Origin of the sequence: Bacillus sp. V2I10 (assembly GCF_030817055.1) — a bacterium.
Taxonomy (GTDB): domain Bacteria; phylum Bacillota; class Bacilli; order Bacillales; family Bacillaceae; genus Bacillus_P.
In genome coordinates this window covers 708,651-724,810 of sequence record NZ_JAUSYV010000001.1, presented here as the reverse complement: position 1 = coordinate 724,810, position 16,160 = coordinate 708,651, and the positions used below count along the sequence as shown (strand labels likewise).

Sequence of the window (16,160 nt, the reverse complement as noted above, 5' to 3'; positions counted from 1 at the left end):
AGTTTAATAGTCAGACAGTTTACAAGTATGTTACAAATTGTTGCCTCATTAGATAATAGACAACAAAAAGACAGCGTTTCCGCTGCCTATTGCTTACTATTTACGCCTTTTTTCGACGTGCTGCATACAAGGCAGCACCCGCCATCATGAGGATTGTTCCAAAAAAGACTGACTGATACATCGTTGTTGCTGTTTTCGGAAGTTCATTCTCCCTGATGCCAGAAGCAGGTATTGCTTTCTGAGGCAAAATTGGCTGATTCGCGCTTTCTTTTTCCGGCTGCTCTACTTTATCCGGAGTTTCTTCACCTGTCTCACCTGTCTCAGTTCTTTCAGATCCTAAAACAAACAGCAGCGGATTTTTCATATAGTCTTGGTCTTCTTCAATTTCAAATTCATATTCGTACTCGACGCCTTCACTGTAAACAAAGAGGCTGTAGGCACCGACTTTCAGATTGAATTTCCCTTCAGCTGCCTGAAGGTCATCAATCAGCTGTCCATTTTCATCAGAGTAGCCTTCATATACAACGTCTTCATTGTTTACATCAAGACCGGCTATCATAAACTCGGCTTTTCCAACCGGCTGTTCTTCCTCATTTATCAGATAAAGCTCAGCCTGCTTCATACCTTCTTCGTCTTCTGGCAGAGTCGTTACTTCGATCGACGCGAAGTTTCCAAACTCTTCTGTTTCACCATAGACTTCAATGAGATACGTTGTACCAGGCTCTAAATCGGTCAACTCGTATGATGTTTCAGAAGCAGGCAGAGGCTCTTCTTCTCCTGTATACACTCCATCAACGATTATGGTATAAGAACCTTCTGATCCTTCAAACATTTTATCCCACGAAAAAGAGATGGTATGCTGTGTCACATCATCAATATGGATCTCAGGATAATTCGTAATGTCAATCTGAACTGTGACGCCTCTCTCTCTCAATTCCTGAACGACCAGGTCAGCATCAGATCCTGCGGACAGATCAAGTGTATTGATTCCGTAGAGCGAGACCAGGCTCAAGTCTTCAAGATCCAACAGCTCTTCAATATTTTTTAACTCAGTTCTTTCCAATGTGACAACTTCCAGTGACTCAAATCTTTCTAATCCAGTTAAATCTTTCAATGGATTCTTGGACATTTCCAGAGAGATAAGCCCTTCTAAATCCGCATCTCCCAACTGTTCAATCTGATTATCATGCAGCACTAGCTCTGCTAACTCATCCAGATTAGAAAGAGCGGAAAGGTTCTTGATTTTATTATGAGAAAGATCAAGATAAGCAAGCTGTTCTGATCCCTTTAAAAACGAAAGATCTTTAAGCTGGTTATTTCTAATAGAGAGGGAAACCAGGTTTTCCATTTCTGCAATCTTTTCATAGCTTTTCAGTTTCGAGTTTTCGATCGACAAATCGTAAATGGATAGCCCGCTAAGAGGGAATAAATCCAGTTCAGACTCATTGTTTAGAATATAGACATACATTAGGTTTGAGGCATATTCCAAGCCCGTTAAATCTTTAATATCCATATCTGCAAGGAATAAATCCTGAAGGCGCTCCATATCACTCGAGCGAATATCCCGGCTTAAACCAAGCTGTTCTTTAATCATGTCTCTTAAATTGTCATCTTTAAATTGAACAACTGGACCTTCAGGAGATTTCTCTGTTATTTCAGTTGTTTCAGCACTGAACAGCAGCTGATCCTCTGAATTGTAAGCCTGAACTTCTATATCATAGGAAGTGTCTGAAGCCAGACCTCTGATCCAATAGCTGTACTCATAGCCGTCTACTTTATCTGCTATTACTTCACCATTGACTAAGACTTTGTAATGATCCAGCTCTTCTTCCCCAAAGTATTCCCAAGAGATTTCCAGCGAGTCTTCCGTTGCTCTTGAAGCATAAATCCAAAACTCTTCTTCCTCATAGTCATACTCAACATGGACACCTTTTTCTCTAAGCTGTGTGATGACATCAAAAGCCTCAGATCCCTCCGTCAAATCAAGCGTATCGATCTCAAATAAGAGAACGAGAACTAAAGAATCAAGCTCAAGCAATAGCTGTATATTTTCTATCGATGTTAACGAAAGATCCAGGTATTGCAGATCTTTTAAAGCAGTCAACTCTTCAATTCCTGTAATCGATTCATTTTCGCTCAGACTGAGTTCGGTTAATCCTGTTAATCTTTCAATCCCTTTAAGGGAGGAAAGATCATTGCCTCCTATATAAAGAGAGCCTAATTGCTCAAGCGCAGGCAGTTCAGTAAGATCATCCAATCCATTATAAGCAAGACCAAGTGCGCCCAGCTCTTTCAATGAAGCAAGGACAGAAAGATCTTTAATCCCTGTATCAGAAAGATCTAAATACTGCAGGTTCGGCCATTTCTTTAAGGATGAGAAATCCTGCAGACGGTTTCCGTCCAAAAGAAGGAACGTCATTCCTGTCAGGCTTTCAATTGGTTTAAGGTTTTTAAGATCATTCCCTGATAAGCCAAGCATTTTAAGATTCTTGGCTGTTTCCAGGCCAGATAAATCTCGAATCCCGGCACCCGTCAGATCAAGCTCTGTAAGATGCTCCATATCGCTCTCTACGATGTCCCGTTTGAAGCCAAAGTACTCTTTCATCGCTTTATTAAGCTTAGCATCTGTAAATATCACTTTTTCCCCAGACGGCGTTTTTAAGGTAGAGAACATGCCGTTCGTAAAGCCAAGCAGCTTCCCTTCCTTACTGAAAGCCTGTACAGAAAAAGAATACTGATTATCCGGATTCAAGCCTGATGCAACGTAGCGGTAAGATTTTTTGCTTGTTTCTATTTTTTCTTTTTTCCCATTGATAGTCACTTCATAAGCAGCAAGGCGCCCCTCGCCTTCATACTCCCATTCAATAGCTGCGTTAAGATCTCCAGGCTTAACTTGAGTGATATACATGTTCAGGCTGTCGTCATAGACAAATTCCACCGAGTCATTAAAAAGGCCGGTTTCATCAAGAATATCGATATAGCCAGATCCATAAATAATGACCTTTTGCAGAGATGGAAGGTTAGCCAGCCCTTTAATACTCTTAACCTCTGTATAAGACAGATTGATTTCCTCAAGCTGATGAAATGATTCTAAAACAGACACATCTTTAACGCCTGTCCAGCTTAAATCCAAAAGCTTTAAATTCGTCAGCTTCTGAAAGTGTTTAAGATCCTTGAAGCTTGTGTCTGCAAGCAGCAGACTGTGTAAGTTCGTTAAAGAATTAAGCGGTGAAAAATCAGATGCACCAGACATCGATAAATCCAGATACTCGAGCTTGGTAAATGATTTTAACGCCTCAAAACTATTCAATCTGTTTCCTGCAAGTTCTAAATGCTGCAAATTCACTGCATATTCGAGGCCGGACAAATCCTTAATTTCATATGGAGAAGCATTTAAATAAGTCAGTTTCTCTAAATCACTTTCCGTGACATCTCTTTGAATCCGAAGCTGCTCCTGTACGGCAAGCTTTAGGTTTTTATCCTTAAACTCAATCGTTTTACCTTTAGCCGCTTCCTTCGTTTTCCCTTTAACTGCTGCTTCGCTGATCATCTTTCCATCTATATCAAATGCGGACGCTTTCACCTCATATTCAGTGGCTGCCTTCAAATCAGTGAAGATATTTTCTGTTTCATTTGTTTTCTCCAGGATTAATTTTCCGTCCAGATACACATTATAAGAAACTGCGCCGTCTAAAAACCAGCTTGCTTCAAACGATGAATCATTTACTTGGTAAAAGAACACCGTGTAGTTTGGTTTTTGCGCTTCTTCTGTTTGAGCACTTGTTTCTTTCGTATCGAGAAGCTTGTCTCCCGCTATCACTTTCATTGTGAATGCATAGGTTGTGTCAGGCGCTAGATCCTTAGAGACGTATTCGCCTGCCTCACTGAAGCTCTGAACAAATTTCCCGTCCTGAAACAATTGATATTCCACTGTTTCAGTGACATTGTACTTTGGCCAGGACACGATAATAGATGTACCTTCAGCTCTTGCATTTAAGATAAATTTATCATCGATCACAACAGGTTCACCTGGGTTAACAGGAGTTCCGCTGTCATCATGGCCTTTTTTGTACACAACAGTAATAGCCTCTGTCTGAACGGATTCGTCCCCAGCGAGCTTTACAAGATATGTATACGTTTCGTTTTCCTTTACGTCTTCATCAATGTATTCGTATGTTCTCGCAGTTGAACCATCTCTATTTTTCAGTTCATCTACAAGCTTGGCTTCAATCCCATTCTCCTGATCATTTTTCTTCAGGACAAATGTTTCAGGTTCAACGGACACCGATGTGGCTGTCCACAATAACTGAATCCCTTTCCCTGTGTTTTTATACGAATGAAACCCAATTAGCGTCCCTTCTTCAGCTGCCGCCGTATAAGGCAATGCCATGGTAATAAGCAAAGATAAAATCATAAAAACCGACAGCATTCTTTTCATAGTAATTTTGTAATCCCCCTAGTTTCTTATAAACATATAAACCTATTATAGTTTTGAAAAAATCACTTGTATATTTGATTCTATAGACAAAAATCTACAAATTCATGAAACTTTCCGCTCATGAACAACGTCTCATAGTATAATATCACTTATTTTTACAAAAAAAGTATTGTTTCCATGTTCTTGTAAAAATATAATGTGTATAGGCTATTAAATCTATTAAAGGATGGTAATATGAGAGAGAGAAAACATAAAAAGCGCAAATGGCTTTGGATTGTGCTCAGCATCATTGGATTACTCGTGCTCAGCACTGGAGGCTATGCTCTTTATTTGTATAATACAGCAACAAAAACAGTTGCAAATATTCAGGAAAACATCGGCAGAGAGCACTCTGAAAAACGGCCGCAGCCAGTGGCGTTTAAAGAAAAAGAGCCCATCTCTGTTTTAATTCTGGGTGTTGATGAAAGAGATGAAGACCGCGGACGATCCGATTCCCTCATCCTCTTAACAGTCAACCCAAATAAAAAATCAACGAACATGATCAGCATTCCTCGTGACACAAGGACTGAAATTGTCGGCAAAGGCATAGAAGATAAAATTAACCATGCGTATGCATTCGGCGGAACAGAAATGACGATCAATACAGTTGAGAACTTCCTTGACGTGCCTGTTGACTACTTCGTAAAAGTAAACATGGAAAGCTTTCAGGACGTTGTCAATGCAGTTGGCGGCATCGAAGTAAACAACTCAAAAGCCTTCAGCTACGGCGGCTACACATTTAATGAAGGCAACATTCAATTAGACGGTAAACAGGCACTCGCCTATTCAAGAATGAGAAAACAGGACAGCGACTTCAAACGCCAGGAACGCCAGCGTCAAGTCCTTCAAGCCGTTATCTCTAAAGGAGCCAACATCTCTTCCATCACGAAGTTCGGCGAAATGTTCAAAGTTGTCGAAAACAACGTAAAAACAAACATGGACATGGACGAAATGTGGAGCATTCAGGAGAATTATAAAGATGCACGCAACTCCATGGAGCAATACCAGGTAAAAGGCAAAGGCGACATGATTGGCGGCATCTACTACTATATCGTTTCTGAAGAAGAAAGAACGGGCCTTTCCAATCAATTAAAAGAGCATTTGGAGCTTGAGCCTAGTACGGCTTCAAACTAAAAACAGCCGATTCCTATTGGAATCGGTCTTTTTAAAACGTATTATTAAATTTCTTTTTGATGCCATGCCCATGCACTTGAAATGATTTCTTCTAGAGGAGGATATTCAGATTAGATGTAATTTCTTTAATACCTTCAGCCGTTTTCCTTAGTATGTCTTCACTCTCCATTGCACATGGTCCAGCGAAAAGGACAAAAGGATGATTGTCTCCGGATGTTATGTTTTCGATTAAAACAACTTATTTTGTCATTTGATACACTCCTAATTTTTCTCCTATATTTTCCTTAAGGAATCATTCCATTTATTTATTATCATCCCTATCTTTATTGAATTTATTATTAATGAATTAGGAAATGGGATAATTAGTTTGAAGGTTTTTATATAAGGTAACAGAATTGAAGAATAAGGCTTAATAAGATATTTGTTACCAAAATCACCTGTGTAAAAATAGAAAAAGGACAAATCCTAATAAAGTTACTTTATAAGGATTTGTCCATTAACTCATAATTTATTTAGGTAATAAAGATAACATCAATTCTTCGGATTCTATTAATTTTCTAGTTACATTTACATGTAAAATTTCAATTAATTTCTTTTTGAAATTTACATTATTTTGGCTAATGTTAATGGCTTCACGATATTCATTTTCTGCTTCATCAAATCGTTTTAATTTTTCCAGAGATAATCCTGCGTGATAATGGGCACTAGGCAACTTTGGGTCAATTTCATAAGCGTTTTTGTGTGATTGATACGACTCTTCATACTGTCCTAATTTTCTTTGACAAATACCCAATTGATGATGAGCATTTGCAAAATGCGGACTTATTTGAATTGCCAAAGATTGATTCTTTGCTGCTGCTTCAAATTCTTTAAATTGATAGTTAATAATACCTAACTTATGGTAAACCACATCTGATTCTGGACACATTTTCTGAACCGAATTTAATAAACCGAAAGCTTTAGTCCAGTTTTTATTCGATATTTCATCTAGTGCATCTAAAAGAAGTTCTACAGCATTATCACACTCACAAAGATTACCTCGTTCTTTGAATTCTAGAATAGGGTCTTTGTTAATAAACCTTCTAATCACTTCTGTAATACCAAATTTATTGTTAAGAAAAACTGGTGTTCCATGTGCTACCCCACGAATAGTAACACATTCAACATTATCGTAGCCATAAAGTTGTTTAGCTGCAAGTATATCATTCTTATCTGCTTCTCCTTGATAGAGCAGAATTTGACAGTTACTTTCTTTTACCACCGGGCGCAGGTCCTTGTATTTAAATTGAAACCCTTTATTCATAAGTGTATAACTTTGACTGCCTGGTATACCTAATTCAATACGAGCACCAAATGCCAATACACGACAGTTAAGTAATGCACCAAAGAGGATTGCTCCAAACGCCCCCATACTACTACCAATCGTCATGATTTCAGTTACACCTAATTCTTCCTGTACTGATTTTATCCTTTCTATTGTCTCTTCTATTGTTGAGCCTAATCCAAGTATTCCTGATTGAAACCATTCACTATTAGGGTCAGTTAGATAAATTTTATGGACAGGCAAACTCTCCATCGTCTTAAAAAAAGTGAAATATCCAGGTTTTACTCCAACCGTACTAAATACAATAGCTAATTGGGTTGCTCCTTCGTATCGACTAATTTTATAGTATAACCCTTCATTTTCAATTTGTGATTTTTCCATTATTAATTAACTCCATTTATATTTATAATAATTATTATAGACCAATATACCTATGTGAATTTTAATATTAAATTGTAAATTTGTGAAGTCTAATCGTTAAATTTTTTTATTATTGAACATTTGCAAACAAAGACTATTAGCGATTACAAACACCTATTAATACATCGATATCTATTTTATTTAGTGGGATTCTATAGGAAAAACGTATATATATTCATAGATATTTGCTTTATAAGAACTAAGGATATGATATAATTTATCAAGAATTACAGAAAAAGGAGATTAACACATGCAAAGGAAATTAACCTTGAGTTTAATTGTGGCATTGGTAGCCTTAATTATTTCTCTTCCTACTTCATTATTTTACATATCCAATCAGAAACAACAAATAAACGAGTTAGAAGAGCAAGTTAAGAAAAATAACACTAATATCCTACTTATTGGTAGTAGTGTTACTAAAGGAGTAGGAGCAAGTACACCTGAAAAATCTTGGCCAGGACTTCTCTATACGTTTATTTCAAAAGAAAATCCAGATATTAATTTCATCAATCTAGGAGTAAATGGTTACACAACACAAAACATTATTTCTAATTCATTGAAAATTACAGAAAATTTCAATTCACAAAATTTAACACCTAATGTTATTATTTTTGAAATTAGTTCTATAAACGACTTTAATAATTTGAGCTATAAAGAATCTGAAAAAAACATTGAGACCATTTTAAATAGATTAAATAAACAATTCCCTAAAGCAAAAATATATACGATGCCACCTAATAACGTGACAATATACGAAAACAAACTTAATAAAGATGGTTTATCATATTCACAGTACATTTCTAAATTAGAGAAATTCATAGAATCAAAAAATTATACTTTTTTAAATTACTGGGATACCTATGAAAAAGAAGCTGCCAAACATCAATTAAGTTTAGAAGAAACTTTAAATAAAGATGGAATGCATCCAAATAACAAAGGTTATACAATTTGGTTTAATTCAATTAAAAATGAATTTAGATATTTACAATCGTTTTAATATATTTTTTTGTTAAAATGAGGGTGTTCCAAAAGTCTAACTTTTGGGCACCTTTTTTTTTATGCATAAAAAACAAGAAAATCTCCTAATTAGATATAATGAAGTCACCACAACCCACTACCAAACAAAAAGGAGATTTTCTTATTAATTATACCACTAACCAGCTAGTTCTTCCAATGGACATTGAAGTTTTAATCCCCGAACATCACCTGTGCTGAATTGTAGGCAGTTGAAAAGATGGATCCTACTATTCTCGTCCAGCTCTATCCAGGTGAGGCCGCCCTCCTTATCATCCATGATGTTAAAAGTTATTTTATATGCGTACGCAAATCGAATCTACTCTTCTAGACAGATTGCCAAACAACTAAGTGAAAATATTTACTTTATGTGGCTTTCTGGGAATCAAATCCCTGATTTTCGTACCATTAACCGATTTCGTTCTGAACGAATGAAAGAAGTGATTTACGAAACCTACTTTTCATCGTCGACCTCCTTCGTTCAGAAGGACTGATCAAGCTTGAAGATTACTTTTTAGATGGGACAAAAATTGAAGCCAACGCGAATAAGTATACCTATCAAAAGCATCGTAAAGAAGTTCGCGAACGGTTGTCAACTGAAGAAGGAGACAAGAAATATCGACAACGAAAAATGGATGTGGAACCCGTCTTTGGGCAAATCAAACACAACCGCCACTTCAAACGCTCCTTATTAAGAGGCCTCTCAAAAATACGACAGATTGGGGGCTTATTTGCGTTGCACACAATCAAAAATGGGATTTACATATCCAAAATCAACCAATAAGGGCTGTCTGTATAAGAGGGGGAAATCTCTCTTATACAACCGAAAACTACCCCTAAATAACCAAAAAAAATCGTAAACAAAAAACTGACTCAAAATTGTCGTTGTTTAACGATCTTTTGAGTCAGCCTCATTTATTTGTTAATGAGATTCATTAATAATTCTTCTGATTCTTTTATTCGTCTTACAGCATTTTCCCTTAATATCCCAACTAATTTTTTCGTATAATTCACATTCCTACTATCCAACTTTACAGCCTTTCTGAACTCATGTTCCGCTTCATTGAACTTTTTTAATTTTTCCAATGAAAGCCCTGCGTGATGATATGCTCCTGCCATATCTGGTGAAACTTCATAAGCATTTTTATGCGCTTTATAAGAATCAGTATATTTTCCTAATTTTCTTAAACAAATACCTAACTGGTGATGTGCGTTAGCATAATGAGGGCTTATTTCTACTGCATCTGATTGACATTTGGCTGCCCCTTCAAAGTCCTTTAGTTGATATAATACGATGCCTAACTTATGCAACGCTACATCTGATAAAGGACATAACGATAAAACTTCTCTTAACTGTTTTTTAGCCTCTTGCCACTGTTTATTTGAAACAGTATCCGTTGCTTCTTTTAACAATTCGACAGCATTTCCTGATTCACAAAGATTTCCTCGTTCCATAAAATTAATTATTGGGTCATTCAATATAAATCTATTTATTACTTCTTTTATCCCAAATTTTTTTTCAAGAAATAGAGGTGTTTTATGAGCTATTCCACGGATTGTTATGCAATTTACATTAGGCAAACCATATAGATGTTTTGCTGCAGTTATATCATTTTGATCTGCTTCCCCAGCATAAAGCGTTACTTTTATTTTTGTCTCCTTTATTAAATTTCTAATGTCGTTATAATAAATTGGAGATCCTTTTGGCATATAAATATTCGCACGACTTCCTGGAAGTCCTAAAACAACCTCTGCACCAAAGCACAACGCACGAGCATTAAGTTTTGCCCCATATAAAAGAGCAGCATATGCCCCCATACTGCTACCTAAAGTCAATATTTCACTTACACCTAATTTTTCTTTCAATTTCAAGATCGAATCAACAGTTTTATCTATAGAATCCCCTAGACCTTCAACACCTGATTGAAACCAACCGTTATTAGAATCGTTTAGGTAAAGTTTATGAACTGGCAAATCTATTGTATTTTTATAAAAAACAAATTTCCGAGGTTCAATATTAACACTAGAAAATATTAATAATAGTTGTGATGAACCTTTATGTGGAAAGAATTTATAATAATCGCGCTCTATTTCACGTACTAAAGTTTCCAATGACTATTCCCCCAAATCTTTTTGTTCTTAAAAAGTAATACTCTCTGAACATTATAGCCCCTAATCATTTCATTTTATGGAATAGAAACTTTTTGATAAGCCTCAATCGTTGCTTTATTTATCGAATGATCAGCGAAGTAATCCGGTACATCTGTATGGTTTTCAAATGTTCCTATCTGGATATATCTACTATTATTTATAAATGAAAATGCGGCAATGCCTCTACTTATTTGAAAATTTGTCCCATTAAATGTAGCTCCTGATGTATTATTGTTGAAGATAGGGTAATCCAATCCTCCTCCTGGGATCAAGCCATTCGCTACAATTCCATCACAGTTCTTAAAATAAAATCCATAGTGTTTTCCTGAAAATTTTGTAAAGGAACTATCGGCTTGGGAGCGTATATTTGTTAGCCATGATTTATTGACATCATTCATATATATACCATACCAATCTAAACCATGATCATAACCCTTTTTATGTCTACTTATTGCTACATTACTAATAGAAGTCCAACTCCGTGTTTTTAAATGGATACCGATATACTGAGAATTTACTAACGTATCCGTAATACGGCCTTCTGAATAAATTGCTTCTCCTGTAGTTATGATACCTTTATAGGAATGGGCAATGTCGCATTGATCAATCATAAAAAAGCATTTTTCTCCTATTTCAATTCCAATTTTTACTCCATGAGTCGTTACAGCATTTATTCTAGCCGTTAAAATATTACTTTTAGCATCTAATTTTAAAAAGGTTTGGTTTGGTTGTGAGGAAGGATCTTCACCAATATTATATGTCCCTATTACATCAATTCTATCAATATAAACTCCCCAACTATCTCCTATCTCTAGATAACATTCCCAACCATAGTCATAAACAAAACCAGAAGGAACATCTTGAATTTTACCTCCTCTAAATTCTAGGTCATGAAATGAATACTTCGTTCTATATTTAGTATAATTAGCAGAATCATCAGCAGTTTTTATAGCAAATCGACCATGTTCACCCTTAACAATTATACTTAAGTTGGCGACCTCACCCATTGTTCCAACATGACTTGGAGAAGTAAAAACAATCCCATCTTTCCCTTTCATATTGTCAAAAATTAATCGAGTAAAACCTACTCCTGCTCCAACGATACTAATTGGTTCATTTGTCAATGTGTCAGTAATACGATAATCATTACCCGGAATGTATAATTTTCTTCTCGTAGTTAATGCAAATGACCATGCTGCCCTTATTGCTAACGTATCGTCACTTTTACCATCACCGACAGCACCATGATCTAATACGTTGACCGCAAAAGACTTTAAATGCTCAATTTCTTGATTAACTGATTTCTCTGGTTTCTCTTCATCGTCCATTAATTTTTTTAAACTAATACGTTCCCAAACCAAATTTTCTCCTTCGTTTTTGATTGTATAGCCAAATAGGAATGCAACGATTCCTATTAAAAAGCTTATTAAAAAGTTCCTTCTTTTCAATAAATAAACCTCCTTACTCCATGTTACCCACAACAGTGTTACTAGTTTATATCATATATCCACATTATTGAAATCACTTTTTTCAAAAAAAACTCCAGTGTCTTTTTGAACACTGGAGTTTAGTTTCCATTTATGAACGAGTGAAAGGTTGTTATTTTTTGAAAATTAAACTCTTATACGCTTTTAACTTTCCTTTTCTTGGCAGTTTAGCTTTTGAAATTCCACCATATTCTTTTAGCAGTCTAGCCGCAACATACTTTTTAGAGTGATTGGAGATCATTTCGGCATATTGTTTTTTTGCTCCCTCTGATGGTGAAAGCTTTGCTAATAATGCAACAGCTTCTACAAAAGCCTCCCTGTGTAAAACTCTGAGTTGATCTATATTTTTTGAGTAGCTTTGTCCATCAACAATGATTTTATTGTTTTGGAGTTTGACAGTGCCAAATCTTTGCTTGTTACCAATATTCTTTTTTTCAGTACTTTTATTATTATTGTTATTTGGCTTTTGTACTGTTTTCTTTTCACTCGCATTCTCTTTCACAACTGGTTTTTGAACAGGCGGTTTACTTTGAGTAACTGGTTTACTTTGAGTAACTGGTTTACTTTGGGCAACAACCTGTTCATTCGGCTTTTTGGGCTGAACTTTTTCATTCTTAGCTGGGACATTTTTTTTAGCTTCTTCAGTATTTGTATAAAGTGCCTTATGTCCTTCCTTCCAAATACTTTGAGACTCTTTATAGCCTTTATGTGGAGCTAAAATATATCGATTAGCATGTCCAGCAAACGCATTATCAAAGATCATGCCTCTTAAAATCTCTGCTTCTGTTTTTGTCGGTTTACGTAAAATATTCGTTAATAAGTAATCTGCTGAATTTAACTCTACAGTTGCAATACCTGGGAAATGCTTGAAGTTTTCAAGCCAGCTGTCTGTAAATTTTAGTACTCCTGTATGAATACTATTTACTTTAGCAAGATGTTCAACAGACCCTAGCTCTTCTTTAACAACTTTAATTTGTCCATCTACTTCAATGACCTCATATAAGCTTCCAGTTGGTTCGTTAACAAGAGTTTCTAGTATCAAATTGTGGCTCAGTACAATTCCTGACTTAATAACCGGGTTAAGATTGCTTAAATAGTAGCTAGCCCCATTTTCAATCGGATCACGACCAAAGTCATCAGCATAGGTCATAAAGAATCCAGCATGTAAATCCTGTTCAAATAAACTTCTTAACATACGATGAGTTGAACCCTTATAACCGAAATCAATTGCTAATGTTTTCTTACTAACATCGACGCCTTGTTCAGATAAGTAGGTTTTATACGCATTTCTTTTTTGAGTAAGCTTATCGTATACTTCGTTCCAATTCTCTTTAACATGATCATAAACAATTCCGTAAATAGCTGCAGGAGAAACTTTCCCTACATTTAAACTTAAATCATTTACATTCCAACGAGAAATTGTGCTTTCACTTATTGAATCTGGATCCAAACCAAAACGGTTGGCAAAAAGATCCTCAAGTGGTTTATTTCTATTGAAATCACTGAAATTAACTTTTAAATAATCCTCAGGAGTATAAATATTTAAGCCCATTAATCCTCTACGAGAAGTAGCTAAATAATTGATACTAATATTTTTCTCTTCACGTGCTTTGAGAATTTTTTCAACAATCTTAAATGGTAAATAGCAATCTCTTGCAAAAAATAAGATGGACTCACAATTCTTTTTCTTAGCTTCATTAATGATCCACTCAGAAAATGAGTAAAGCATTGGTCCTAAAACTAAAAAGCCAAATTCACTTCCGTTTTCAACAAAACTACGAGCCTTCTCTTTTGCCGATTCCTTATCATTTTCGAATGTTTTGGTATGATAAAACTCTTCAGAAAACAATAAAAGTGCCGTTCTTAAGACAAAACTTTTATCTATAATAGCTGGTGATAAATTTCGTTCTCTAACAATTTCTAATGCTCTTTCACGGGCAGAAGAAATTCGGATCGAGTTCCAACCACTTTCATGGGCACGAGTTAAATCACCAATCGCATTATCACCAATGTGAATAATTGTAGTTGGATCTAACTGATCTTCTTCAGCAATATGTTTAAAGAGCTCACCTGAATGCTTCTTCTTGCCATATTTCGATGATACATAAAGTGTACTATATTCTGTATATCCTGCATTTTTCAAGGCTTGTGCTACAAAGGCCTCATCATGGATAAAGTCAGATACTATGATCACTTGTTTCCCGAGTTTAATTGCTTGATTAAAGAGAAATTGACCAATTGGTCTTTCTCTTAGGACTTTCCATTCAATTTCTTGTTCAAAAGCAATTAATTTGTCAACAAGACTTAAATTACCATTAAATCTTTCTAACATAAATGAGTAAACTTCTTTAATTGTAAGTTCTTCTACAGCATCCTCTAAACCTAATGCTAATTCTGAATCTCGTTGACGTCGCAGCTGCCTTTCTACGCCTGATCTTAGCTGCGCAAAAGAATGTACAAAATGCTCTGGAAGATCAAAAGGTGGTTGATCAGATGCCAATTCTCTTTGCATCATTAAGAATACATCCTCTGGTTTAAATACCGCTCTACATAACAACGTATCGAAAACATCAAAGGAAACCATTTTTGCATGTTTGATTTTATCTACTAAAACCTTTAAGTGATTATTTTCAGGATTAATTCCAGATAAACCAAGCTTTTGCAATTGACGCACCGCTGCACTAGTTGATGAAGCTGCTTGATAGTGAATTGGATTTTCTTTAACATTTTTGATAAATTGCTTGTTCGGTAATAATTGTAACCCTGTATTGCCTTTATCCTTATTTTCCTTCATTTCTATAAGAAGAGATGTTAGATATTCAGAGTCTTCCAATAATCTTGATTCTAGAAGAGTCTGTCTACTTAACATAACAGCAATGATATGATCATTGTTAGTAAATCTATTTTCTTCACTATCTAAATTATTTTGGTCTGCAAAATAGCCTAAATGGGAGCGAGATGGAGAAATGAGTTTTCGATTAAAAAATTTCGCTTGAAGACCAATCGTACTAGAAATTGAACAAGTATTATCTGCCCAAGGAGCAATAAACTGCGAAATATTATCAATTGATTCAAACTCTTTCGAATAAAGGAAATTTGGAAAGGTTTGACTCAAATAATCAATATTTTTATCATTAATTGCCTTTTCCGTGACAAACCCGCTAATATATTGAGTAACAATTACACCAGTATCTTCCGGTGTTTTTCTTAAAACATCGATTAAGAAATCAAATTGCGATTGATAATGACAATTCTCATAGAAACCAAAATACTGAGATATTTGTAAAGGCACTAATGTAAACTTCTTGTATTTTTCCGACCCATTTAATTTTGATAGGATCAGGTCCTTAACAGAAACACCTTCAAAGAATGCTTCGTATTCATTACGAATTTTATAATAGGCATCAAGTTCCGTATCTTTCGCCTTTATTTCACTCAATGATGGATCATTAAATACACTATCCTTATATAATCCTAAAGGATCAATTGAGATTGTTCTTGGAAAAGGTGGACGCATAAATAGTCCAGGCATTAAATCAATAACTAAAGCCTTAGGGAATAATTTTCTAAATATCGTTGTTGGAAACTCCCAACAAAAGATTAAATCCGGCTCCCAGCCATTAAACAATGATTTTAGAAACCCCAAAATATATCCTGACTCTTCAGAATTAAAAGAATCATTATATGAGTTACGGATAAACCAATCGCCATTTCCGAAAATATCCATATTTTTCTCATAATTAATAATGAAACTATTTTCAGAATTAATACTAGTTGATTTAGAAGTTCTTTTAATTGATTCAAATGTATGGTTAGAAACCAAATACTTGATATCTAAGTTATTCGTCTTTGATAATGATTTAGCTAATGGCTCAAGATATTTAATATATGAACCGGTGCGAAAGTTTGGATCCCCCATATCAAACGTAAAATTAGACATAAAGAGAACATTATTAAATGGAAGTCTTCCCAAAATCCTCATCCTTTCTATATGTATAACAATGGTGTCGATGAATTTTATCAATATTCAACATTTTACATGTATTTTCACTAAAGGTTTTTTAAGTTTTGATTAAATTGTTGTAAACTTCTACAAGTTCAGAAATACCTGCTAAAAAGTAAATGAATATATGTCTAGTTTGTATAAACTAGA

The 16,160-nt window shown here is 35.2% G+C and carries 8 protein-coding genes and 1 pseudogene; 3 read left to right on the top strand and 6 right to left on the bottom strand.

Annotated features, from left to right (window positions below):
* Positions 1-100: 100 nt before the first annotated feature.
* Positions 101-4,438 carry a fibronectin type III domain-containing protein gene (locus tag QFZ72_RS03735; protein ID WP_307429556.1) on the bottom strand — a complete coding sequence of 1,446 codons (4,338 nt, stop codon included), beginning with the start codon at positions 4,436-4,438 and terminating at the stop codon, positions 101-103.
* Between the two features lie 234 nt (positions 4,439-4,672).
* On the opposite strand from QFZ72_RS03735, the gene tagU reads away from it, so the two are divergent.
* On the top strand, positions 4,673-5,611 hold the full coding sequence (tagU, locus tag QFZ72_RS03730) for a polyisoprenyl-teichoic acid--peptidoglycan teichoic acid transferase TagU (RefSeq protein ID WP_307429553.1): 939 nt from the start codon (positions 4,673-4,675) through the stop codon (positions 5,609-5,611).
* Between the two features lie 91 nt (positions 5,612-5,702).
* Here tagU and QFZ72_RS29385 read toward each other — a convergent pair whose 3' ends face one another.
* Positions 5,703-5,831 carry a hypothetical protein gene (locus QFZ72_RS29385; protein WP_373464657.1) on the bottom strand — a complete coding sequence of 43 codons (129 nt, stop codon included), beginning with the start codon at positions 5,829-5,831 and terminating at the stop codon, positions 5,703-5,705.
* 288 nt (positions 5,832-6,119) lie between these two features.
* Positions 6,120-7,316, bottom strand: a complete 1,197-nt coding sequence (locus tag QFZ72_RS03725) for a tetratricopeptide repeat protein (protein WP_307429551.1) — start codon at positions 7,314-7,316, stop codon at positions 6,120-6,122.
* A gap of 289 nt (positions 7,317-7,605) precedes the next feature.
* Between QFZ72_RS03725 and QFZ72_RS03720 the strand changes: the two genes are divergently transcribed.
* Both QFZ72_RS03720 and QFZ72_RS03715 read left to right on the top strand, forming a co-directional pair.
* Positions 7,606-8,352, top strand: coding sequence for an SGNH/GDSL hydrolase family protein (locus QFZ72_RS03720; RefSeq protein WP_307429549.1), 747 nt, complete (start codon positions 7,606-7,608; stop codon positions 8,350-8,352).
* A 98-nt stretch (positions 8,353-8,450) separates the two neighbouring features.
* Positions 8,451-9,153 (top strand): annotated as a pseudogene (locus QFZ72_RS03715) (transposase).
* A gap of 131 nt (positions 9,154-9,284) precedes the next feature.
* On the opposite strand, the gene QFZ72_RS03710 reads toward QFZ72_RS03715, so the two are convergent.
* From QFZ72_RS03710 to QFZ72_RS03700, 3 genes are all read right to left on the bottom strand, one after another.
* Positions 9,285-10,481: a tetratricopeptide repeat protein gene (locus QFZ72_RS03710; RefSeq protein ID WP_307429547.1), complete on the bottom strand. Its 1,197-nt coding sequence runs from the start codon at positions 10,479-10,481 to the stop codon at positions 9,285-9,287.
* 74 nt (positions 10,482-10,555) lie between these two features.
* Entirely contained in the window at positions 10,556-11,968 is a 1,413-nt protein-coding gene (locus tag QFZ72_RS03705; protein WP_307429544.1) for a glycosyl hydrolase family 28-related protein, read from the bottom strand.
* Positions 11,969-12,119: 151 nt separating this feature from the next.
* Positions 12,120-15,980, bottom strand: coding sequence for a hypothetical protein (locus QFZ72_RS03700; protein ID WP_307429541.1), 3,861 nt, complete (start codon positions 15,978-15,980; stop codon positions 12,120-12,122).
* Positions 15,981-16,160 lie beyond the last annotated feature (180 nt).

Coding starts and splice junctions, on each gene's coding strand:
- QFZ72_RS03735 (WP_307429556.1), bottom strand. CDS start 4,438: ATGAAAAGAATGCTGTCGGTTTTTATGATTTTATCTTTGCTTATTACC.
- tagU (WP_307429553.1), top strand. CDS start 4,673: ATGAGAGAGAGAAAACATAAAAAGCGCAAATGGCTTTGGATTGTGCTC.
- QFZ72_RS03725 (WP_307429551.1), bottom strand. CDS start 7,316: ATGGAAAAATCACAAATTGAAAATGAAGGGTTATACTATAAAATTAGT.
- QFZ72_RS03720 (WP_307429549.1), top strand. CDS start 7,606: ATGCAAAGGAAATTAACCTTGAGTTTAATTGTGGCATTGGTAGCCTTA.